The sequence below is a fragment of the gamma proteobacterium symbiont of Scutellera amethystina genome, assembly GCF_059730845.1.
The window spans coordinates 3,713,754-3,735,458 of record NZ_AP035935.1 but is presented as its reverse complement, the minus strand read 5'-3'; the positions used below and the strand labels follow the sequence as shown (position 1 = coordinate 3,735,458).

General features: G+C 50.4%; 21 protein-coding genes. 19 read left to right on the top strand and 2 right to left on the bottom strand.

Translation table 11 applies throughout. The features are described 5' to 3' along the window. Positions 1-11: 11 nt before the first annotated feature. The 10 genes from AC6I79_RS17695 (at position 12) to AC6I79_RS17650 (ending at position 9,212) form a co-directional block, all read left to right on the top strand. On the top strand, positions 12-272 hold the full coding sequence (locus AC6I79_RS17695) for a DUF7446 family protein (protein WP_498027421.1): 261 nt from the start codon (positions 12-14) through the stop codon (positions 270-272). After that, a complete protein-coding gene (locus AC6I79_RS17690) occupies positions 259-675 on the top strand; it encodes a TIGR03751 family conjugal transfer lipoprotein (protein WP_498027422.1) in 417 nt (138 codons plus the stop codon). The genes AC6I79_RS17695 and AC6I79_RS17690 overlap by 14 nt, the downstream gene beginning before the upstream one ends. Beyond that, positions 675-3,473, top strand: coding sequence for a conjugative transfer ATPase (locus tag AC6I79_RS17685; RefSeq protein WP_498027423.1), 2,799 nt, complete (start codon positions 675-677; stop codon positions 3,471-3,473). Before AC6I79_RS17690 ends, AC6I79_RS17685 begins: the two co-directional genes overlap by 1 nt. Before the next feature lie 11 nt (positions 3,474-3,484). After that, entirely contained in the window at positions 3,485-3,889 is a 405-nt protein-coding gene (locus AC6I79_RS17680; protein ID WP_166711456.1) for a hypothetical protein, read from the top strand. A gap of 459 nt (positions 3,890-4,348) precedes the next feature. Then, positions 4,349-4,816, top strand: a complete 468-nt coding sequence (locus AC6I79_RS17675) for a helix-turn-helix domain-containing protein (protein ID WP_498027424.1) — start codon at positions 4,349-4,351, stop codon at positions 4,814-4,816. Between the two features lie 115 nt (positions 4,817-4,931). Next, on the top strand, positions 4,932-5,324 hold the full coding sequence (locus tag AC6I79_RS17670; protein ID WP_166711452.1) for a VOC family protein: 393 nt from the start codon (positions 4,932-4,934) through the stop codon (positions 5,322-5,324). Between the two features lie 89 nt (positions 5,325-5,413). Then, entirely contained in the window at positions 5,414-5,815 is a 402-nt protein-coding gene (locus AC6I79_RS17665; protein ID WP_278427175.1) for a VOC family protein, read from the top strand. Positions 5,816-6,177: 362 nt separating this feature from the next. Next, on the top strand, positions 6,178-7,401 hold the full coding sequence (locus tag AC6I79_RS17660; RefSeq protein WP_264240820.1) for an AAA family ATPase: 1,224 nt from the start codon (positions 6,178-6,180) through the stop codon (positions 7,399-7,401). A gap of 7 nt (positions 7,402-7,408) precedes the next feature. Beyond that, positions 7,409-7,912: an RloB domain-containing protein gene (locus AC6I79_RS17655; protein ID WP_264240821.1), complete on the top strand. Its 504-nt coding sequence runs from the start codon at positions 7,409-7,411 to the stop codon at positions 7,910-7,912. A gap of 427 nt (positions 7,913-8,339) precedes the next feature. Beyond that, positions 8,340-9,212 (top strand): restriction endonuclease, encoded by an 873-nt coding sequence (locus tag AC6I79_RS17650; protein ID WP_166711448.1) that lies wholly within the window; start codon positions 8,340-8,342, stop codon positions 9,210-9,212. A 460-nt stretch (positions 9,213-9,672) separates the two neighbouring features. Here the strand turns inward: AC6I79_RS17650 and AC6I79_RS17645 are convergent, their stop codons facing one another. Further along, positions 9,673-9,906 carry a PerC family transcriptional regulator gene (locus tag AC6I79_RS17645; RefSeq protein ID WP_104187964.1) on the bottom strand — a complete coding sequence of 78 codons (234 nt, stop codon included), beginning with the start codon at positions 9,904-9,906 and terminating at the stop codon, positions 9,673-9,675. Between the two features lie 130 nt (positions 9,907-10,036). On the opposite strand from AC6I79_RS17645, the gene AC6I79_RS17640 reads away from it, so the two are divergent. The 6 genes from AC6I79_RS17640 (at position 10,037) to AC6I79_RS17615 (ending at position 17,326) form a co-directional block, all read left to right on the top strand. After that, positions 10,037-12,469, top strand: a complete 2,433-nt coding sequence (locus AC6I79_RS17640; RefSeq protein WP_498027425.1) for an ATP-binding protein — start codon at positions 10,037-10,039, stop codon at positions 12,467-12,469. Between the two features lie 168 nt (positions 12,470-12,637). Then, the gene (locus AC6I79_RS17635; RefSeq protein ID WP_166711441.1) at positions 12,638-13,045 is read left to right on the top strand and encodes a TIGR03757 family integrating conjugative element protein; all 408 of its coding nucleotides are present in this window, start codon (positions 12,638-12,640) and stop codon (positions 13,043-13,045) included. Positions 13,046-13,047: 2 nt separating this feature from the next. Next, positions 13,048-14,013 carry a TIGR03756 family integrating conjugative element protein gene (locus tag AC6I79_RS17630; protein ID WP_498027746.1) on the top strand — a complete coding sequence of 322 codons (966 nt, stop codon included), beginning with the start codon at positions 13,048-13,050 and terminating at the stop codon, positions 14,011-14,013. Positions 14,014-14,024: 11 nt separating this feature from the next. Further along, positions 14,025-15,449, top strand: coding sequence for an integrating conjugative element protein (locus tag AC6I79_RS17625; protein WP_233209822.1), 1,425 nt, complete (start codon positions 14,025-14,027; stop codon positions 15,447-15,449). A gap of 1 nt (position 15,450) precedes the next feature. Further along, entirely contained in the window at positions 15,451-15,789 is a 339-nt protein-coding gene (locus AC6I79_RS17620) for a hypothetical protein (protein WP_498027426.1), read from the top strand. A gap of 10 nt (positions 15,790-15,799) precedes the next feature. Continuing rightward, the gene (locus AC6I79_RS17615; RefSeq protein ID WP_498027427.1) at positions 15,800-17,326 is read left to right on the top strand and encodes a conjugal transfer protein TraG N-terminal domain-containing protein; all 1,527 of its coding nucleotides are present in this window, start codon (positions 15,800-15,802) and stop codon (positions 17,324-17,326) included. A gap of 53 nt (positions 17,327-17,379) precedes the next feature. Here AC6I79_RS17615 and AC6I79_RS17610 read toward each other — a convergent pair whose 3' ends face one another. After that, the gene (locus AC6I79_RS17610) at positions 17,380-17,655 is read right to left on the bottom strand and encodes a hypothetical protein (RefSeq protein WP_498027428.1); all 276 of its coding nucleotides are present in this window, start codon (positions 17,653-17,655) and stop codon (positions 17,380-17,382) included. Between the two features lie 2,128 nt (positions 17,656-19,783). Between AC6I79_RS17610 and AC6I79_RS17605 the strand changes: the two genes are divergently transcribed. From AC6I79_RS17605 to AC6I79_RS17595, 3 genes are all read left to right on the top strand, one after another. Beyond that, the gene (locus AC6I79_RS17605) at positions 19,784-20,674 is read left to right on the top strand and encodes an integrase domain-containing protein (protein WP_498027429.1); all 891 of its coding nucleotides are present in this window, start codon (positions 19,784-19,786) and stop codon (positions 20,672-20,674) included. Beyond that, positions 20,667-20,918 carry a hypothetical protein gene (locus AC6I79_RS17600; RefSeq protein ID WP_141097286.1) on the top strand — a complete coding sequence of 84 codons (252 nt, stop codon included), beginning with the start codon at positions 20,667-20,669 and terminating at the stop codon, positions 20,916-20,918. The genes AC6I79_RS17605 and AC6I79_RS17600 overlap by 8 nt, the downstream gene beginning before the upstream one ends. A 320-nt stretch (positions 20,919-21,238) precedes the next feature. Then, a complete protein-coding gene (locus AC6I79_RS17595) occupies positions 21,239-21,655 on the top strand; it encodes a hypothetical protein (RefSeq protein ID WP_088515970.1) in 417 nt (138 codons plus the stop codon). The last annotated feature ends 50 nt before the right edge of the window (positions 21,656-21,705 follow it).

The window sequence follows — 21,705 nt, the reverse complement described above, 5'->3', positions numbered from 1 at the left end:
CGGGGATTTCAATGCAAAACACCAACCTTGAGTATCGGGTGGGGTATACCCCACTCAGTGGACGCCTGTATGCCGGTTATGTCCGGAAAGATAATGGAAAGTGGGAGGGATCACCCCATGAGGTTACCGACTGGGCCATGTTTGCGGTTGGCCAGAAACTGGCCCGGGAAGAGACCGATATGCTGTTTCCCCTGCCTGACGGTCGGGTGATGCGTGTGTCTGCAGTCATTACAGACCCTGAAACAATGGAGGACGCGAATGCACGGCGCTAAACCCCGCCTGGTGTTGCCTCTGACACTGATGCTTTCATTATCCCTGGCCGGCTGCAGCACGTCCAAAGACGAGATGCTGCCGCCCGGAGACAGCAGCATGCTTGAGCTCTGGAATGATGGCGCCTCTGCGACACATGCAACCGGCGAAAGCCGCACGACACTGCGCCGTCCGGTTACGGACAGCGAACGCGTGATTTCTCAACAGACGCGCGAAAGCTACAGCCGCACGCAGGAAAATGAAATACAGCAGACGTTTCCGCGCCTGCCTAATCCCGACATGGTCATGTACGTGTTCCCGCACCTGGCCGACGGCAATACGCCGGTGCCCGGCTACAGCACCGTTTTCCCGTTTTACAGCCAGGTGCAGTATGCGCTGCCTGGTGAGCGCACGGAGGATCTGTAATGGCTTTTTCTCTTTTTCACCGTCGGGCCGACGCGCAGGCGCCGCATCAGTTTGGAGATGGCCCGTTTTCCATTAACGGGCATGAACCGCTGACGCGGGAGGGGCGGCTTACCCGCCGTGATGAAGCCAAGCTGTATGATACTGCGCCTTCCATTATCGACCACATCCCGTGGGGCGAGTATCTACCTGAGCACCAGTGCATTCTGCTTGATGATGGCGTGTCGGTCGGCGCCGTTTACGAAGTGATCCCGGTTGGGACCGAGGGACGACCTGACACACGGCTCGATGAAATTCGTGACGTGGTGGAAAACGCCCTGCAGGACAGCCTCCCGGAGCTGGATGCTCACCAGTGGGTGGTGCAGTTTTACTGCCAGGACGAGTCAGATCTGACCGTCTACATGGACGGAATCAGGGGGTATGTGAAGCCCACTGCTCAGGGAACGGCTTTTACGGAAGCCTGGCTGACAGAGCAGGAGCGGCATCTGCAGAACGTGGCCAGCGAAAAGGGTCTGTTTCTGGATGAGGCTGTCACCGGTGCGCCCTGGCGCGGCCAGATCAGGCGTACACGTATGGTGATTTACCGCTGGGTTGAATCACCGTATCGCGACCCGATGGCGCCCGAGGTGTTGCTCAAACAGGTTTGCGATCGTCTGACCTCTGCAATGAGTGGTGCGGGTATCCAGTGCCGGCGTCAGAACGGAGAGCAGATCCACAGCTGGCTGCTGCGCTGGTTCAATCCCGATCCGAAATGGGTTGATAAAGCGACACTTTATCGTTGTGCAAAACACACTGACGATGCGCCGGGTGATTTACCTCTGCTGAACGATTTCAGTGAAAGCCTGTGGTTTACTCGCCCGCGCAGCGACGGGGATAAAGGTGTATGGTGGTTTGATGATGTGGCGCATAAAGCTGTTCCCGTGGCGCGTCTGCGCAATGCGCCCTCAACAGGTCACCTGACGGGTGAGGTGAAACGCGGTGAACATATTAATGCCATTATGGACCTGCTGCCTGAGGGCACCGTGCTTGCCCTGACGCTGGTCATTCACCCTCAGGATAAGCTGGAAGAAAACTTTGCCCGCCTGAGCCGTGATTCAATGGGTGAAAACGTGGACTCCCTGCGCGCGCGCGAGGATGCCGCCACAGCCCGCACTTACCTGGGTAATAAACATAAACTGTATCGGGCTGCCATTACCCTGCTGATTAAAGCCCGGGACCTTCCATCGCTGGATAAGCGCTATCTTGATCTCAGCAGCAAGCTGCTCAACTGCGGCCTTGAGCCGGTTAACCCGGAGCATGATATCGGTCCGCTCAGCACCTATATGCGCGCATTACCCATGTGCTTTAATCCGGCACAGGACCGGCATAACTGGTATACGCGCCTGATGTTCGTGCAGCATTTTGCCTGCCTGGCACCGGTCTACGGTCGTGATACCGGCACCGGCAACCCGGGCTTCACCTTCTTTAACCGGGGCGGTGGCCCGCTCTCGGTCGATCCGCTTAACAAAAATGACCGCACGCAGAACGCGCATCTAATGCTGTTTGGGCCAACCGGTGCCGGCAAGTCCGCCACCGCGCTGGTCAAGCTTGCCCAGATGATGGCCATCTATCGCCCCCGTATTTTCCTGATAGAAGCAGGTAACAGCTTCGGCCTGTTTGGTGATTACTGCGCCTCCCTGGGCCTGAGCGTACATCGGGTCAGTATCAAGCCCGGTAAAGTTGTTTCTCTCGCACCTTTCGGTGACTCACATCTGCTGATGCAGGCAAAACCGGATGAACTGATCATCAGTGAAGACGCTCTTCCGGATATTGATGACGATGAAGATAAGGATGAAGAGCGTGACGTACTCGGTGAAATGGAAATTGCCGCCCGCCTGATGATCACTGGCGGAGAAGCTGCAGAAGAATCACGATTAACACGCGCAGACCGTGGCATGATCCGTGAGGCCATCATGATCGCCGCCCGCACGGCTTTTGAGGAAAGCCGGCAGATGTTGCCTGAAGACCTGATGTTTGCGTTGCAGAATATTGCCCGGGACAGCAGCCAGGGAGAAGATGGCCGGGAAAAGCGAACTGCGGCACGTCGTTCCCGTGCGGAAGAAATGTCCGAGGCGCTACGGATGTTCACTGAAGGCTTCGAAGGCGAACTCTTCAACCGTCCAGGCACACCGTGGCCAGAGGCGGATGTCACGATCGTTGATCTGGGTACGCTGGCCCGTGAGGGCTATGAGGCGCAGATGGCCGTTGCGGTCATTTCGCTGCTTAACTCAATCAATAATATCGCTGAGCGAGATCAGTACAGCGACAGGAATATTATTGTGCCCATCGATGAAGGACATATCGTAACGACGAACCCGCTGCTCGGGCCCTACGCGACAAAAATTGCCAAAATGTGGCGTAAGCTCGGCACCTGGCTCTGGATTTTCACCCAGAACCTCGAGGATTTCCCTGATACCGCAAAAAAAATGCTGAACATGGCGGAGTGGTGGATCTGTCTGGTAATGCCTCCGCAGGAGGTCGAGCAGATTGCCCGCTTCAAGACGCTGACAGCTGAACAACGGGAAATGCTGCTTTCAGCGACGAAGGTCCCCCGGAAATATACGGAAGGCGTCATTATTTCAGAGAAGGTGCAGGCGCTCTTTCGTGCGGTTCCCCCCAGTCTCTACCTGGCGCTGGGGATGACTGAAAAACCAGAGAAAGCCGAGAGACGACAAATCATGAACGAATTAAATTGCAGTGAGCTTGAGGCTGCGTTTCACGTTGCGCGCCAGCTTGATGAAAATCGCGGACTGAGTATCTGACAGGGGAACCCATGAAAAAACTGACTATGGCACCGCCAGTGGTCGTAGCGGACAAGGCGCTGATTGCGTCTGTCATTTTTACCGTGCCACCGCAGGGGACGGCATCAATTGGTCAGTCCGACAGTGTCTCACTGGAAATACTGCAGCGCCAGATCACAAGTCGGCTTGATAAGCCGGTTCTGATTTCAGTATTCCCTCACCGCGTTGGGCGCCGCAGCTGCGTGGCGGTACATCTGACGGATGCCGGCGGGAAAAAACTGGATATTCTCATCACGGTAACCGGTAACACGCTGTGGCCTGGTGAAGCTGAGTTCGAAAGCAGCCTGCGCTGGAATATCTGCGTGCCGGATGCCACCGATATGTTATGGGTGCTGAAGGAGATCGACAGAGTTACAGACGGCGAGGTGTTCAGTTAAATCGGCCCTGCCTGTTTGTCAGGCAGCGGTTTCAGGCTATCTGACAAACAGGCAGGCTGCGGGTGCGGGCGGCATAGAGCCCGCGTTTATTTTGACTCATTCGGGTTGAGCCTTTTCAAACTTACTTTATTGACTGCGTAATTACACCTGACTTGACTACCCATTTGCATTTTACTTGGCGACCGTTTGCAGATTACCTGACCATCGCCAACTAAAATTGGCGTATGGCTCACATCTTATGACGAAGCCCGAACTAAACGGCAGCAGTGTGCCAAAAGCGGAAGTAGCATATGAACTCGTATGTTAAAACCGACCGTATATGCTCCTGAAGTTTGGGATACAAGACTCTCAAACCGGCATGTCAGACCGTTGTCAGGTTACTGTCGGGTTATGATCGTGGGCGTGCAGGATTGTCTGAGCAACACTGTGCGCTGACCACTTTCCATTTGGAGACATAATATGAGTAATACAAACAAATTTAGATCGCGGCGTCTTGCGCGAGCATGGTCCCAGGAACAGCTTGCCGAACTGTCCGGACTGAGTGTGCGCACGGTGCAGCGTATTGAGAATGGCGATCAACCCAGCCTGGAAACACTGAGCGCCCTTGCAGCTGTATTTGAGGTGAGCGTTGCGGATCTTTCTGGCTCTGACGCGCATGGCGATAACGCGCTCGACCAGAGAATTGCCGAAGCGAAGAGCAACCTCGCAGAGGAAGGCCGTTTTTACCGGTCGGTTATTACCGCTGTCGTTGTTTGTGCGCTACTGCTTGTTCTTAACCACTTTACGGCCCCGGCCAGAGTATGGTCATTGTGGGTATCGGGGATCTGGTTTGCACTGCTGGTTATTCGTGGTATGAGAACGTTTGTTTTTCGCGGGCTGATTAGCCGCTGGCAACAGAAGCGGTTGCGGCAGATGCTGCGGCGATAAGCGCGATTCGCAACAGTAGTCTTATGTTAAATCGAGTGCTGTAGTGTGCTTGGTTGGTTGTTTATCAAAAATGACTAAGAGAGTCTATTTGGTAATAACAATCAGGGAGGCGGCTGTGAAGATAACGAAGATTGACCACATACACGTATACGTGGAGAACATCAAACTGGCAGAACGCTGGTACCAGGAGGTTCTTGGTTTTTCCCGCGATGACTCGCTGTATTTCTGGTTTGAGCAGGGAGGGCCGCTGGTTATCAGAAATCACGGCGCATCACTTTCCCTGTTTCCCAGGAAAAATCAGCATCCCGGCCATACGGTGGCTTTCGTTGTAGAAGCGGCTGAGTTTCTCAGTTTTGTGCCTGCTCTCAACGCAAAAAATATCCCGTTTACCGTATGCGATCACGATGTATCTTTATCCGTGTACTTTAACGATCTTAGCGATAACAAGATTGAGCTGACCAGCTACGAATACCTTCAGGCAAAGCAGCTACTGGAGAGCGTTGTATAGCTTTCTCCCTTGGCTGCAGTCGGAGCGCAAAACTTTTATGCTAAAAGAGAGTGTCAGGGCTGTTGTGCCTGAAACCTGACGGAGCAGAAATGAGAACGCAAAAGCGATGTATAGGATACGTGGCGATCGTGGTCGATGACTACGACCGCGCGATTGAATACTACACCGACAAGCTGGGTTTTACTCTGGTTGAGGATACGCCGCAGCCTGGCAAGCGCTGGGTTGTGGTGACGCCGCACCCGGAAAGCGACTGTAATATTCTCCTGGCCCGCGCTTCAAACGAGCGGCAGGAAGGCTTTATCGGCAACCAGTGTGGCGGACGGGTTTTCCTGTTCCTGCAGACCGATGACTTCTGGCGCGATTACAACGCCATGAAGGAGAAAGGCGTCCACTTCTGCCAGGAGCCGCGGGAGGAGGAGTACGGGATGGTGGTGGTGTTTGAGGACATCTACGGCAACCGATGGGATCTTTACCAGAACGCGCAGCCCTGAAAGCCCTGAGGCTGCGCACGTCCAGTGCGTGGCCGGGACTGTATGTCTGATATTTATTTGTCATCATTAAATGTCCACTCTTCGCTCATAGCGGACCATGCTCCGCGTCTGTCCGCTTTGTGCCAAAAGCGGAACTTGCTTACATCGTGCTATGTTAGTTTACGGAGTGCAGATCATCGTTCTGGTTAAGCGAATGATATCGGGTATAGTTTAAAAGTAAAATATAGCTAAATCAGTAAGATACGAAGATTATGAATGCTTAACATCGTATGATGTCTGTATAGAAGAAAAAGTTAGACATTTTTGGGTTATATGCAATACTCAGCCCGGATGAACAAAAAAATGTCTAAGTAGGCCGAGTTATGATCAAGTGGTATAGTTTTAAGAATTTCTATTCTTTTTTAGATAAAACAACTGTCGACCTAACACTGCATGCAAACTCAAGTGAATCTCACTATGAGGTAGAAATAGGAAATACTCGAATCAGTAAAGTCATTGCAATCCTAGGAGCAAATGGAGCAGGAAAGTCTAATTTATTGAAGCCACTGGCTTTTCTCCGTTGGTTTTGTGACCATTCTTTTACTAAACTTGAAAGCAAGCAAAGTCTACCTTTTTATGCTCACTTCAGTAATGAAGATGAACCATCAGAGCTAGAGGTTTGCTTTATTGATCAAGTTGGTAGCGGATATATAGAGTTCAAGTATTATGTTAAGCTTTCTAAGCATAAAGTATATCATGAAGAGTTAAAGTGGAAGACAAGTAGGCAGTTTTCATCGGTTTTTTATAGAATTTATGATGAAAAATTAGATAAGTACAAAGTAAAAAGCACGAAAAAGATTGATAAGGAATTATCTTTTCCTGAATTTGAGTTGATGACTGTTCCTGCAAACTCATCAGCATTGTCATATTTCAAGAGAAAAGAAAATAAATTTGCTGAATTAATAATTCATAATTTCAAAACAATAGATAACAATCTCACTATTCATGGAAAAAATAGTTTCGATTACTCAAGGGTAATAAATGCAACTGAATTCTATAAAGAAAATGATTATATATTCCAACTGGCATTGAAGTATCTAAGGAGAATGGATTTTGGTTTGAGTTCAATTGTTCTTAAGGAGGAAGATATTATAAACAAAACTACCGGAGAAAAGAGCAGCATTGTCAACCCTTATGGAGTTCATCAATGCAAAGAGAATGAGTATGAGATTCCATTCTATCTTGAGTCTACAGGTACACAAGCTTGCTTCGATATAATGTCAGACTTGGTATGTGCTTTTGAATGGGGTGGTGTTGCACTTATAGATGAGCTAGACAGTGATCTTCACCCATTAATGGTTAATGAGATTATCGACATGTTTGCAAACGAAAGTATTAATAAAAAGAATGCGCAGTTGATATTTAGCTGTCACTCTCCGGAGGTATTGAAGGCCTTAAAGAAGCATAATGTTTATGTTGTTGAGAAAGATGATGCAGTAAGTGATTGTTGGAGGCTCGACCAAGTTGAGGGCTTGAGGGCGCAGGACAATCTTTACAGCAAGTATATAACAGGTGCCATTGGTGGTGTGCCGGAAATTTCACTCTAGAGTTTATATGATGGCCCCCAAAAAAAGAAAGATATTTGCTAAAGAAACGCTTCTTGCTGTCGGCGAGGGGCATAGTGAAAAGGCTTTTTTACATCATATTAAAAGTCTTTATTGTAAGGGCAAAAAAATAACTATTATTACAGCAAATGGCAAAGGTCCTGCTAATGTAATAGATCAGGCTTTAGGGACTAACCGATGTACTCCCTTTGATGAGGTATTGGTCCTAATGGATTGCGATCTAGCTTGGCCCCCCAAAAAGGTCAAAGAATCCACCGAAAAGGGCTTTATTCTTATTGGTTCTACCCCTTGCTTGGAGGGATTGCTTTTAGATATCCTCCAAAAAAAGAAATGTAATTCTAATAAAGGATGCAAGGAACTACTCCAACCTCAACTTAATGGTTCTACTACTGAAAAAGACAGTTATGTAGAAAAGTTCAATAAAGCTGTTCTTGATGAAATGAGGAAAGTGATAAAAGAACTAGACTCGATAATATCCGTTATAGAAGGTTGATAAATGTGTAAGGTATTACCATTGACCTGCTTCCCGTTAATTCATACAGGATGCTGTTAGTAATGTCTGCTGATCGCTCATAGCGGACATTGGCCTGAGCGTCTGTCCGCTTTGTGCCAAGAGCGGACGTGGGTTTTTCTGATCATCTTATCGATGGACTGCAATATTTTTCGTTCATTCAAAGTGGTGGCTATAGGCCGAAAAAGAAAGAATCTTTGTCTGGATATTGGCTCGAATGTTATAGTAAAAGTTACAGGAACGACAGAAATTCACTGACGGTATAAAGTTAAGCCATGAAAAAATCCATTAAAACAATGTCAAATCGAAGCAATAGAAGATAATTTAGCAAATAAAGTAAAGCACGAGATATAACTAAATATTAGAGTGGAAAGATAACAACTTTCAATGTTAAAGCTAAGAGGCTGATATGAAAAAAAACACTGGAAAGGAGTATGAGGAATTTGTTGGTGCCATACAGCAAAGTTTGATTAATGCTGAAGGGATGTCACATTTAAAAAATATAAAAGTGGAAGTAAACAAAAAAATTGAAGATAGAAACGGGATTTTAAGGCAGTTTGATGTGTATTGGGAGTTTAATTTAGGTGGTTATGATTATAAGACTGTAATCGAATGCAAAGACTATGCATCTTCAGTGACCATAGATAAAATTGACGCATTTATTGGCAAGACACAAGACATACCAGGACTTAGGCTCATCTACGCTACGAAAACAGGCTACCAGAGCGGAGCACAAAGAAAAGCAGATCAGCATAAAGTAGATCTTCTTATTATACGAGAAGGAGTTGATGAGGACTGGACTGCACCTGATGGAACGCCACTAATAAAAATCATCAATTTGAACATCATCGCCATATCCCCTCCAAATATTACGTCTTTTTCTCCTTTTGTGGATGCTTCTTGGTTGGAATCTCAGCCGGAGCTTGATATTGAAAAAATAAATAATAAATTCAGTATGACGCTAAATAATGAAGTTTTTATATGTAACGAAGTGACTGGCGTTAGATTTTCACTGTATGACTTGGCTAACTCACTGACTGGTAAAATCCCTGACATGCAGTATGGGGAGGGAACATATAGTGAGGAGCTACATAATTCTTATTTAGAGTCTGACGATGGAGATCTGAGAGTTAAGCTTAGAGGATACAAATTGAGCTATGAGTACCGCAAGCCCGCAAAAGTTACATCAATAATTGATTACTCCAAAGAACTTCTAGGTATCGTTCAAAACTATTCATCAGGAGATAAGCAAATGGTCTTTAGGGATGGGCGTGTAAAGTGAACACACTTTAGGAAAAAAAAGCCTAAATAAGAGAATTGCCCTCCAACAGAGGGCTCTTTTTATCATTAGAAACTTCCGAAATGCTCTCCCCTTCTTGAAGCCTGTGTGGCCTGCCCCCTATAAAACAATACGTGACTTCTTAGCAAGTTCTCTATCAACTGTAAGGTAGCTGCTAACTTCCGTTCCTCGCTCTTAGCTGCCAGTTAATCTGGCCGGGTTTTGACTGCTTTTTTGTTTGAGATGACCAAGTGAAATGCAAATACGCGGTCAAGTAAAATGCAAACGGGTTGTCAAGTGAATGCAAAAAAACAATTGACAAAACAAACATGTTTTTGTATTTAAATACTTGCCTGGTGTGATCTATATACCCGTCCAATCATTCCTCTCACACCGGGTCAAAGCCTTATCCAAACGGATGAGGCTTTTGTTTTGTCGTTACGGCAGCTCCACTTTTCCTGCATCAATATCCATCACTGAAACGGCTCTGAATCTTATACAGACGCCGTGTTTCGCTTCTGCGACCATCAGGCGTGAGATTGGCCGCCATATCCAGACATCGCTCTCTGCGGCGGGCTATGGCCTCGCGTTCGGCATCTTCCGTAATCTGATCCATCACGGTCAGCCAGCGGCGTGCAGCGCGTCGCCATAAGCCCCTTCTTTCCAGTGATTCTGCTACAGTGTCTTTCAGTTCCATAGGCCTCCACCGGGGTCACTCTTGCCTCATCTGTGCCATCTATTCTTTCATAATGGTAATCACAGTTGTTTATTTCACCCAGAGCGCATTCACAGAAAATGGACTTCCGTCTACAAACAGGAGCCTGTTGATGCGCTATCCCTTTGAACTCGATCCGCAGATTATTCACCACATCATATACAGTCAGGCCGGTTCTGTCGGCAAGGCCGTCATTGAACTCATCATGAACAGCGTCGACGCCGGTGCCGGCGCGGTGATAATCGATATAACCCCGGAGGGCTTCTCCTGCCGGGATGATGGACGCGGTTTTACCTCATACGATGACGTAAAGCGCTATTTCGGGCGTTTCGGCACGCCACATCAGGAAGGTGATGCAACCTACGGGCGCTTTCGTCTGGGCCGGGGCCAGATCATGGCGCACGCCCGTACACTCTGGCGCTCGCAGCGCTGGCAGATGTCGGTTGATACGCGTGAAATGGGTTATCACTATGACCTGGAAGAAATTGCGGAGGCTGAGCCAGGCTGCCATATCACTGGTGAGTGGTATGAGCCGCTGACCAGTCAGGAGCGCATGTCATGCATTCAGGAAATCCGCGATTTGGTGCGCTATACGCCCGTCACGGTGCACCTCAACGGCACCATCATTACCCGCCAGCCGGCACTGGAGAAGTGGGATGCGGAGGACGATGAGGCCTGGTATCGGCTCCGGGAAGACGGTGCCGTGTCGGTTTACAATCAGGGCGTTCTGGTGCGTCATGATCCGGGTCACATCTGGGGTGTGGGTGGCCTTATCGTCAGTAAAAAACCCATCGCGCTTAACGTCTCGCGTACTGAAATCCTTCGCAAGACCTGCCCTGTCTGGAAAACAATTGCCGCCCGGTTTGGCCAGCTTGCCACCGCCTTCTCTGACAATCAGGGGAAACATCGTAAAACTGAAGCGCGTCGGGAGAAAACCGCCCGCGCTTTGCTTTCCGGAGAGGGCGACCTGCAGAAGCTGATGCACGATGAAGAGGTCATAACGCTCCTGCCCGGCAAACGTCACGTCACGCTTGAGCACTTCATCCGTAAGTGCCGCTATTACCCGGCGGCAACCGACAAAAACTGCTTCACCCTCGCGCGGTATGCTCGCGATGTTCCGCGCGGGGAAATCATTGCCCGGGCCGGTATCGCGCCAGTGTTGCATCCTGTCACGCTGCCCCGCTTCGGCTGTTACGAGCCGGAAGAGTTTATGGAATGTCTGAGCCGCGTACGCGCAAACCTGATGGCATACCGTGAACAGTTACCCCGGCACCGGCGATGGGGTTCCGGCTGGCAGTCTGAGCTGGTACTTATTGATTTCGACACCCTCAGCGCAAACTTTATCGACCGCACGCAGATGGTCAGCGAGAAACAGCTTGATAAGGAAACGCGACGGGCTTGGACAGCGCTGCGCTGGTGCCTTACCCAGTATGCTGCTGTCTGCTCGGGTGGCGAAGCGGGTTATCAGTCACGTTCTTACGGGGGGAAGCGCTTTCAAATTTTGCTGGGTGAGTCCACGTCGGCGGATGCCTGGACGGACGGAGAGACCTACATTGCCTTCAACATCGATATCGTCCGCCGGCTAAAATCCGATGCGCTGCAGACTGCCAGTCAGCTGTTCAGCCTGACGGAGCACGAGGTGGCACACCAGGGTGACAGCCTGGACTGTGGCCACGACGAGACTTTTTATCAGCGTTTCCATGATATCAGCACCCTGTGCGCACCCGTTCGCCAGCGTTACATGCACGTCTGGCTGATGAAATACACGACTAGCCTGGAGGCAGAGGGTAAACGCGCAACCGGAACAGCCTGGAAAGAGCGTTATCTGACTGAGCGTGCCAGCACCGGCCGGGAGAAAAAAGGACTCCCCGGCGTTATCAGTGATGCCGGAATTCGTGATGCTGTAAGTGCACAGCCGGACCCGGAAGATATGTCACGGCTTGATTTTCTTAACCAGCAACTGACGGGCGCCGGTGCAGCGGCGCCTGTAAGGTCCGACTGGGATAGCGCGGTGGCCGCCGGCATTGAGCAGGCCCGTAAGAATCAGGCAGAACGGTTACAGGAACAGCAGGCCACGGAGGACTGGTACGCTGCTGAGGATGATGTATCCGACATTCTGACCGATGAGCAACGGGCGGCTGAAGCCGAAGCTGAAGAGCAGATGTGGCTAGCGTCCTGTAAATTGCATTACCTGTCTATTTTACCCGGTGCAACGGAGGAAAACCTGAATGACAGGGTTGTCGCGTTTCTTGCTTATATGACCGTTTCAGAAGAGGAAGAACTGGCGGCCTGGGCCATGCGGGCCAGGGATAACAGTGACCAGTGGTATGCCAGAAATGCCCCGTCGTACAGTGAGGCTGATGAACTGTATGAACAGGACCTGGAGCAACCACCCGGAAAAAGCATCCCTGCTGACTGGCTGCCCTTTATGCAGGAAGGCGAAACGCGATGGAGCATAGAGCGGAATGCGGCGGCGGCCGGATTTATGCATGAGCTGGATTATCTGGAATGGCGGCGCGACAGCGACACCGGTGAGCCAGCCTGACGGTGCAGAATACCGGATTTGTCAACCGGCCGGAGGGTGCAAATTCTGCATCCTGTCAACCAGGACACCCGGTTAATAAATTATCAGCACCGGGCTCAGAGTTAATTACTGACCGGCCTTGTTATTGAACGCACCCTGAGCAGGTTACTCACTCAGGGAGTGTTCTCCATGAAATTTTCATTTTGCTGCCTCGCAGCACTGTTCCTAACCGCCGGCGCCCATGCCGGCACCGTCATTTATACCGACAGCGCCCACCCGGTAACGGGTAACCCCGGGCCTGACGTGACTGTCATTATGCTGGATGCGCCTGACCGGCTGCAGGCGGATCTCTTCGGCCCGCTGCCGGCAGACCCGGCGCAGGCTGAACAGCAGGCGCGGGCTGTCATCAGTTCGCCTGCGTTTAAGCAGCGTCAGCAGGACCTTGCCGGAACCTATGCTGGCCTCACGCACGCCTGGTCGCTGGGTCTTGAGAAATACCCCGCAGTGGTGTTTGACGATAAGTGGGTGGTCTACGGCACCACGGACGTCGGCGTGGCCACGCAGCAGCTGAACGCCCGGAAGGAGTCTGCACAGTGAAAATGTCTTTCTCCCGCCCGCGCCGGCTGGCACTCGCCACGTTAATGGCCTGCACCGGCACGATGGCCAGCGTCAATACCGCGAGTCTGCTCTCAAGCGCCGCCAGTCCTGACTGTATCAGCTGGCGCATCAGCGGTATCTGTTACTGGCTGTTCTGCACGCCTTTCGGCTGCTCCGTTAAAACCTCCGTGAAGGTCACCCATTTCATTCCGGAAGCCGTGGTTTCAGCCTACCTGAGCCCTGGAGCCAATCCCTGGACGGAGATGTCGGCCGTCAGCAGCCTGGCTGATGGCACCGAGAGTGCGCTCCTGGGAGGCGCTGCAGGTGTGGCGACCGGTGGCGGACGGCAGGAAATGAAGGCGCCCGGCGATCGTAAGCAGAACCTGCACTTTTACTACGGCGATGCGTATGGCCATCCAGCTACCAGACTCATCGGCGGAATGGTGCCGGGGTATTCCTGTGACAGTGCCGCCACGCCTTTTATGCCGTACTTCACAAGCAGCCTCGATGCGCTTGCCTGGCGCACCGGCGTACCGGAATCGCTCTACCCGGAGGCGTTAATCCCGGGACAGCGTGAGATTGGCAGCACGGCCAGCGGCAACATGTGGGGGAATGTCTACCCCCGCAGCGGCTTTGTCACTCAGACCGACAGCTACAAGTCGGCGGCCGTTGTGGTGCAGCGCGTGGCTGACATTATCACCCGCCAGGGACAGCTGCATGTCTACAGCCCACTCACCGGGCAGCGTTCGCCGGGCTACTGGCCACCCGACCCCGTTCAGGAAAATACCGGCACAAAAAATCACAAATGGCAGCGTCTCTCTCCCCAGCTCTCGCAGAGCTGCGCAGTGTTCCCCGACACCGGCGGGCAGATAGCTGAAAACGGCAACTATGCCTGGGCGCTGTGGCAGCCCTACAGCTGCTGCAAACGACGTGGCCAGACCTTCCTTTACAGCACCGATTTCTCCTGAGGACTAAGCAGATGAAACAGCAGTATTCTCAGCGGCTCTACCGCCCTCTGGCGGCATTAGCCTTCTCCGCCTTTCTCTCCCTGCCGGCACTGGCTGTGGACACGTCACTTTCGTCCGGCGGTGCGTCAGTGAGCGGCGCGATTAATGACGGACTTTTTTACTCTATTGGTGGCGGCTCAGTGATCTCACCGCCACCGAGCCGCAGCAATATGTCCCGGCTGGGGCTGAACGGTGGGTGGAGCAGTGACCTCATGTGCGGCAACTTTGACCTGAAAACGACCGTAGGCAATCAGCTCAACGGCATCACCAGCGGATTCAAGGACCTTATGGGCAACGTGATTCAGGGCGCGACCGGCGCGGTCATGAGCATGCCGGCAATGGCCATTCAGCGTGCTAATCCTGGACTGTATGAAATGCTCACCAACGGGGTGCTGCAGGCAGGGCTCAACTTCGATAAAGCGCAACTCAATTGCCAGAATATGTCGAAAAAGCTTGCTGACTATACTCTGGGCAGCAAGTGGCAGCAGGCTGCTGTATCCGAAGAATATAAGGATATTGTGGCGTCCAGCGGCGGAGACGCCGTCTCCAGCGACCAGCAGCTGCAGAAGGCCACCGGTGAAGAAGGCGTAACATGGGTTGGCGGTCAGAAGCGCGGAGGCAAAGGCCAGCAGGCCATTCAGCCGACCCGTGACCTGGCTAAAGCCGGTTATAACATGATGAACAGCCTGCCGGTGACCAGCAACAGCAGCGTGGGCTCCGCCAGCTGCAACGGCACGGTCTGCCAGCGCTGGAAAACCTCGGATGATGCGGCAGCGGCGGTGGTTAAGGTGCTTGGCGATCGTTCGATCCGGACCTGCAGAGAAACCAGCGAATGCACAAGCGGCGGGGCTGAAAACCAGCCCGGCAGTTCTGTCGCCGGCACGGGATTCTCGCCCGTGCTTGAAGATGCTACCAAAGCCAATCTGGAACAGCTGGGTAAACTGGTCGGCGGTGAACTGCAGCCAACGGCCGATAACCTGGCGGCGCTTAAAACCGGCAGCCTGGTTGTAACGCGCGGCGTTATTCAGTCACTACGCGATGACCCGGACAAGGTCGCGCTGGTTCAGCGCCTGGCCGGCGAGCTGGCGATGGCTGACACCGTGGAAACAGCACTGACCATGCGGCGCATGCTGACCACCGGAGAATCCGAGCCAAACGCCGCTGAGCAACCCGAGGCGCTTGCTGAAGGCGACCGCCGCATTGATGCGCTTGACCGCGAGCTCAGCGCCCTGCGTAACGAGATGGAGTTGCGCAAATCCATCAGCAACAACAGCCTGCTGACCACGCTGGCGCGTCAGGGAGAGCGTAACCAGGATAACCAGCTGCAGCAGAAAGCCGGCAATCAGGATCAGGGCTTCAGCCAGATGAACCAGACGCAGTCTTCCGGAGCAAACTGATATGACACTCTCCTCTGTTCGCGGCCGTGCGGGCCGCATATTACTCATGCTTCTCCCCTTACTGCTGGTAACCGTGGCCATGTTTGCGCTGGCTTCGGTCTTTATTGCGTATGACCCGGACGGCCAGCTGACACGCCGCTGGCTGCATGAGAGCCGGTGGGGGCTGTTTGCCTGGCGACTTGTGATGTATGCCGGCATCGCTGCAGCCTGGGGCCTGAAGATCCGCCCGCAGCTTCTGAAGCGGTGGCCGGAGGCTCGTGCCCGCCTGCCGCGCACCGAGCTGCTCGGGGTGCTGTTTATTCTGGCCACGGAGTGTGTGGCCTGGACCGGCACGGCATAAGGGGAAGATCATGACAGCAAACAGTTACCTGGAATATTTTCTGGTCCTCTTTGGCTGGGTGATGAACAATGCCATGTGGACCATTCTCAGCAGCACAGGGCTCTTCGCGCTGCCGCTGGTTTTTAAGGTCATGGGCGTGTGGCTCAAGGTGCGTGAGGAAGGTGCAGACGAAGGGAATAAAGGATTACTGGCGCTCCCGCGCATTGAGCATGCCATTTATGTTTCATTTGTGGTGATGCTTTTTTGCTGCATCCCGCTGCTGCCAGTAGATATCAGCACCATCAAATTCGACAGTTCCCGGGCAAAGCAGTGTGGCATCAGCGTACCCACGCCGCAGAACTCGGGCTACAGCGGTTTAGTCAATGACTTTGACGGTCGTACCGCCCAGGTGCCCATCTGGTGGTATCTGCTGCATATGATGTCTAAGGGCACCACCCAGGCCATGATTGCGTCCATTCCCTGCGGCACGCAACTGCGCCAGATGCGCTTTGATGTGCAGAACACGAAGCTGCGTGACCCGGTATTGCTGCAGGAGGTCCAGGACTTTGCAGATCAGTGTTATTCAAGGGCCTATTTCCGGCTCAAGAACAGCAACAGTCAGCTCAGCGATGCCACCATTAACTCGGTAGGCTGGATTGGCAGCGACTACTTCCTGAATACGTTGGGCTATTACGATTACTACACCGCCACCACCCCGAGGAGCCAGTGGCCCTATAACAGCTCCCGCGACAGCGGCTATCCGGACACCGGACAGGGCGGCTATCCCACCTGTAAAACGTGGTGGTCTGACGGCTCGTCCGGGTTGCGTAAACGGGTGCTGGCAAGCTTTGGAGACAACACGCGAAAGGAGATGCAGCGTTCATTTCCGGGGGCTCAGTGGGAGGAAGTTGCACTGCGATGGCTGGTCAGTCCCCGAAATGCAGGTCTGTCAGGTGACGGAACGACTTATGCTGTGGGTAGTGCTGATAACGTAACCGGCGTAGTAGGTAACATAACTCGTCTGACTTCGACAATAGGTGTTGGCCTTAAGCAGGCAGAAGCACTTCCTGGCTTCGATGCGCTAAAACAGGCACTTCCGATGATTCAGACGCTTCTGCAGATGATGATTATCACTGTGATACCGGTGCTGATGATGTTCAGTGCTTACGAGCCCAAAACAGTGGTTACCATATCATTTGCATTATTTGCACTGCAGTTCATCACCTTCTGGTGGGAGCTGGCCGGCTGGCTCGATGACCGTATGATCACCATCCTTTACGATAATATGGCACAACAGGGGCTCGCCAGCAGTTCTGTCCCATTTGCGAATTTCATCAGCTCAACTAACGACGGCTGGATCATGAATTTGGTACTGGGGATGATGTATGTAGTGTTTCCAGCTTTCTGGGTGGGAATGCTGGGATGGGCTGGTGCTCGAATAGGTTCGATGGCAAGTCATTTAAGCGATGCTGCTAAGATGCCAATGGATGCAGGATCGGAAGCAGGCAAGACAGCACAAAAAACGGCTATTAGCGGGGCTAAAGGGGCTTTAAAGTAGGCAATTTTAATCAATTGCGCACCTCAAAAGCGGTGGTAAGAATTACCCACCGCTTAATTAAAACCATCTTTGTGCCTGAAAAATCCTTCTTTTTCCCAACTATACTTCAATGAAGATTTGTATTCTTCTTGGTTTTTTTCTGAATTAGTCGCCACACTTTTTAGAATGGTTGTTCCACAATCGTGCGTTGCACTAGAGAGCGCGACAGGTTCTGGCGCTTTATGTTTCAGCTTTGCTTCATCATAAACGATGTTACGACGACGTTTACTCGCAAAACGAGCCAGTGTGGTGCTTAAGTCTTCAGCATCGAACCCATTTTTACCACTCATGATGATGGTTCCTCTGACTTTGTTAATCCTGGCAGTAGAGTTTAAAACAGCCTTTCAACAGCATGGTACCAGGTTACTAAATTTCAGTAGGGCTGGCAAATTTTTGAACATCAAGAGACTGATTCTATGGTTGACTATGACCGCTCAGTATAAAGTCAAAAAGGTTTGGCTCAACCTGTAGTGCGGCGTGAAGTTGACATGAAGGGGAGTATGCCTGTAGACCTCTCTTTGCCAAGACAGTCTTCTTACCGAACGTGAATATGTGAGATGCATCTGAAATAATGACATATTCACCTGTAAGCGGTGAAGTTTTCGCTTTTTCATCCTACCTGAGGTTATTTAGTTCTTCTTAATTTACAAGAAAACCAACTCCTCATTTGCGCAGGTTCTTTCATAATGTGGCGACACATCTGAAATAATAACCCTGTTAATTTGATTGCATTATTATGCCCTGCGTTTGATCAGGTAGGATATATAACCGTATCTGCTGGCGAGAGTGTGAGTACACGCCCATCATCTTCAAAGATTATAGGTCAAAAATTCCAAACTGATAAAAATGAGCGCATCGATTAAGAGCTTCATTAAATGACTTCAAACGATTCAGGGCAGCCTTACTATTTTTACCTGTGTTGCTGTCGGGACCTGCAATGGATGATATGTATTTGTCAAACACATCAGGAATGAATTTCATTTAATGCAATTTTATAAACATTAAGTGTTTTTTTTGCTTTCATTACACAAAAACACTTTTATTCTCCTTTGAGGAAATAACTTTGTTAGATGACGGACAAGGAATTACCCTTCTGTTATTTTTTTTATTAAAATACCGCACAAACTTCTGATTCTGATTCTGATTCTGATTCTGATTCTGATTAAAGTGATTTCACCAGTTACCTAGAGAAGAATTCCTTAAGGAAGGGATGTGCTACGATTACTATCAATTAACTTGAAAAGCCCTCAGCGCATCCTATTTCTGAGATTTCCTTCGGTCATACCAATCAGACGCATCATTTTTTACCGCAACGTTTTCATTCTGGCTGTGAATTACATGCAATTTCGAGGCATCTTTAAAGATTCATTCTATTGCAATTAATAAGCCGCATATAGGCATTGTCGTTTATATGTAATATAGTGCTAACCGGTGGTATCCTGAATATATTAATCATCTATATAAACATGAACATAACATGGTTCTATTCAGGAGGGAAAAGGCTACATATATATTCTGGTGACAGAAGTTACTTGAAAAAGGATCACGCTTCGATCTAACATCTCCCTCGTTGTACCGTTGCGTAAAGCAACATGCCAATGTCCCGCCAATCTGAGAGGGACGCCTTCGGGTGATTGCATGCCAAAACCGTTATGACCTGAGAGACGGTGCCTTCGGGCGGTAAACCCGTTAGCCTTTGAAAATGGGGATCGCCTTGACAGCGATAAAGGATATTCCTTCACAAACAAGCCGTCCCTGACAGCCTTCTTTCAGACTCATCTGTCTGTTTTCTTCGTTTCGTCTCGATTTTTTGACGACTGCATCCGTTGCAAACTTTGCGACGTGGGTATGACCATTTGGAACATTTGGGCATCTTCCACGGCAGCATTGAGAGCAGAGGAGCGCGGCGTCACTTGCGTTCGAGTGAAACGAGTACCAAGTGACGCGCGCAGCGCATAACTGGCAGCGCTGACGCACTGCCGTTTAAACAACTTCTTTACCAACTGACCAACACGTACTCAAAGGTTTTAAGCGCCTTAAAGACGTACTTCATTCACCGTTTGTTCATTTATCAATCAAACGTCTTAGCCGTGAAAACGGCCCGGGACTTCATTAAAAGAGGAGAAAATCGACACGATATCGATGGCGACACCAGTCAGCATACTGGTGTGTGGAAGCAGACTGATTCATTTCAGCCCGGTGCAAACCGCGAACAGGTCAGAGACCTGGGGAGCTTCGCAATAACTCAACATTTCGCCGCCCCGATGCACAGATATCTGTCGAGACGCAGGAAGCGCAACCACAAACCGTGCCGTCGGGGTGAAATTCATCGTCTGTAGCTGTGGCGCAGCCGGTGTCAGTGCTTTTCCGTTTACGCAGACGGAAAAGCACTGACACCTGTTTAAATGGAGGGGGATTATGGCAAAACTGAATAAAAATCTTAAAACGCTTGCCAGACAGGCGGGCGGAAGTTTTAAAACTGTTTCTGACCGAATGAAAATTGCTGACAGGTTTGCCGAGCGTTTATTAAGGCTTAATGTTCAAATCAGAGATATAAGGAACATTAAAACGTCGCATATCGAACTGTATATGAAAAGTCGCCTTTCAGAAGAAATTTCCAGGCGCACACTTCAAAATGAAATGGCGGCGATCCGCGCTTTACTGCGGGTTGCAGGAAAGACATTCATGGCTAATCCTTCTCATGAAAAACTGAGCAACCAGGCCCTGGGCATTTCGGAAACGAGCCGGGACGGAACGAAGGTTGCCATTCCCGATAATTATTTTCGGCAGGTATTAACGAGTGTAGAGCAAAAGGATGAGGGCATTGCCTGCGCAATGAGGCTATCCCGATTACTCGGTTTAAGAACGGAAGAAACAGTTCAGTCTGCTAAATCATTGCGTACCTGGCAAAAAGCGTTACTGAATGGGGACGAAAAAATACGCATTGTATTCGGTACAAAAGGAGGGCGCCCAAGAGATACCACGGTATTAGATCGTGATGCGACTCTGGCTGCAATCAATGCGTCTCTTAAACATCTGAGTGAAAATAATGGCAAGTTAATCGATAAACCATCATTACACACGGCTATTGAACGCTATCGCAATGTCGTCCGTGAATCAGGATTAACCGGCAAATATGCACCCCATAGTTTACGTTATGCGTACTCTGTTGATGTTATGAATCTCCATATGAAAAATGGTTTTACTAAAGAAGAGGCGCAGGCTCTTGCATCAATGGATCTGGGACATGGCGATGGCAGGGGACATTACGTGGCGCGTGTTTATAACAAGGTTGAGCTTCATGAATAAGCATGGTTTTATTTCTGGTAAAGTTTCGATTATTTGTCGTGTGCTTTTAGGATTTAAAGTAAACGTTTCACGCATTATCGACAGGGGACATTACGAGGTGGCCTGTCTACAGGAGGCTTATGCACATTATGGTGACAGGCTCACCCGTACTGATGCCTGTCTGTATTTCACTCAGGGCGCACTGATTGAAACTTTCAGGATTGTGCTGAGTGCAAAAATTAAAGCGGTAAGATCTTTGCGTTGATACTCTTGCCTGAGGTGCGGGAATTGTGTACGCTTATTTTGCTAACGTTGTCTCTGACAACTGCCAATGTTCCGGTGATTTGAGAGGAACGCCTTCGGGTAATCACATGCCAATGCCATCACAACCTGAGAGATGGCGCTTTCGGGCGGTACAAACCTGTTAACCTTTGAAAACAGGGACCCCTGCGGTTAAGGTCCTTTTTACTTCGCTTCACTCTCCTGAACACCTGATTTACTCATCCGGCATTTCTGGCCTGATTCTCACCCTGAGGGATACTTTCCCTTTGGGACGGTTCCCTTTTTTTATAAGGAATCGTACCCATGCATTACACCAAAATGATCAATCCGCTCACGTTACTGAATTGTGATTCATCCGCTTCTGCAAGAATCATGGTGGATTACGTTAAAACTCAGCTTAACGTACGTCTTGGTTACAAACTCATGGTTGACGCCGATCCTCAGGTTCCTGCTGACGGCCTTCCAGACTACCTGACTTTTCTCAGATATGTCGCACATACCGTTGGTTTTGCAACTGAGCATTGCTTCATAAGACACACCTTTGTCGAAGAAGCCGTGAACGAGCTGACGCTCCTGGGGGCAAATGTTCACAGTCGTCACTGGAATACGGCTTTTCACCAGGGCGTTACCCTGTCTCGCCAGGAAAAAGAGCTGGACGACGCTACAGAAGAAGCGCGCAAAATGTTTTATCAGAGCGCCGGTTTTTCTGACATCGCCTGACTGCCTTATCAAACGGACAGTCTTTCACCCTCACGGGACTTCTGTCCCCG

What these genes read in the sequence shown, in the direction of transcription:
- AC6I79_RS17660 (WP_264240820.1), top strand. Translation starts at nt 6,178, where the DNA reads ATGATCAAGTGGTATAGTTTTAAGAATTTCTATTCTTTTTTAGATAAA.
- AC6I79_RS17615 (WP_498027427.1), top strand. Translation starts at nt 15,800, where the DNA reads ATGACAGCAAACAGTTACCTGGAATATTTTCTGGTCCTCTTTGGCTGG.
- AC6I79_RS17630 (WP_498027746.1), top strand. Translation starts at nt 13,048, where the DNA reads ATGTCTTTCTCCCGCCCGCGCCGGCTGGCACTCGCCACGTTAATGGCC.
- AC6I79_RS17645 (WP_104187964.1), bottom strand. Translation starts at nt 9,906, where the DNA reads ATGGAACTGAAAGACACTGTAGCAGAATCACTGGAAAGAAGGGGCTTA.
- AC6I79_RS17655 (WP_264240821.1), top strand. Translation starts at nt 7,409, where the DNA reads ATGATGGCCCCCAAAAAAAGAAAGATATTTGCTAAAGAAACGCTTCTT.
- AC6I79_RS17695 (WP_498027421.1), top strand. Translation starts at nt 12, where the DNA reads ATGCAAAACACCAACCTTGAGTATCGGGTGGGGTATACCCCACTCAGT.
- AC6I79_RS17600 (WP_141097286.1), top strand. Translation starts at nt 20,667, where the DNA reads ATGAATAAGCATGGTTTTATTTCTGGTAAAGTTTCGATTATTTGTCGT.
- AC6I79_RS17640 (WP_498027425.1), top strand. Translation starts at nt 10,037, where the DNA reads ATGCGCTATCCCTTTGAACTCGATCCGCAGATTATTCACCACATCATA.
- AC6I79_RS17625 (WP_233209822.1), top strand. Translation starts at nt 14,025, where the DNA reads ATGAAACAGCAGTATTCTCAGCGGCTCTACCGCCCTCTGGCGGCATTA.
- AC6I79_RS17610 (WP_498027428.1), bottom strand. Translation starts at nt 17,655, where the DNA reads ATGAGTGGTAAAAATGGGTTCGATGCTGAAGACTTAAGCACCACACTG.
- AC6I79_RS17595 (WP_088515970.1), top strand. Translation starts at nt 21,239, where the DNA reads ATGCATTACACCAAAATGATCAATCCGCTCACGTTACTGAATTGTGAT.
- AC6I79_RS17675 (WP_498027424.1), top strand. Translation starts at nt 4,349, where the DNA reads ATGAGTAATACAAACAAATTTAGATCGCGGCGTCTTGCGCGAGCATGG.
- AC6I79_RS17635 (WP_166711441.1), top strand. Translation starts at nt 12,638, where the DNA reads ATGAAATTTTCATTTTGCTGCCTCGCAGCACTGTTCCTAACCGCCGGC.
- AC6I79_RS17685 (WP_498027423.1), top strand. Translation starts at nt 675, where the DNA reads ATGGCTTTTTCTCTTTTTCACCGTCGGGCCGACGCGCAGGCGCCGCAT.
- AC6I79_RS17680 (WP_166711456.1), top strand. Translation starts at nt 3,485, where the DNA reads ATGAAAAAACTGACTATGGCACCGCCAGTGGTCGTAGCGGACAAGGCG.
- AC6I79_RS17650 (WP_166711448.1), top strand. Translation starts at nt 8,340, where the DNA reads ATGAAAAAAAACACTGGAAAGGAGTATGAGGAATTTGTTGGTGCCATA.
- AC6I79_RS17690 (WP_498027422.1), top strand. Translation starts at nt 259, where the DNA reads ATGCACGGCGCTAAACCCCGCCTGGTGTTGCCTCTGACACTGATGCTT.
- AC6I79_RS17605 (WP_498027429.1), top strand. Translation starts at nt 19,784, where the DNA reads ATGGCAAAACTGAATAAAAATCTTAAAACGCTTGCCAGACAGGCGGGC.
- AC6I79_RS17665 (WP_278427175.1), top strand. Translation starts at nt 5,414, where the DNA reads ATGAGAACGCAAAAGCGATGTATAGGATACGTGGCGATCGTGGTCGAT.
- AC6I79_RS17620 (WP_498027426.1), top strand. Translation starts at nt 15,451, where the DNA reads ATGACACTCTCCTCTGTTCGCGGCCGTGCGGGCCGCATATTACTCATG.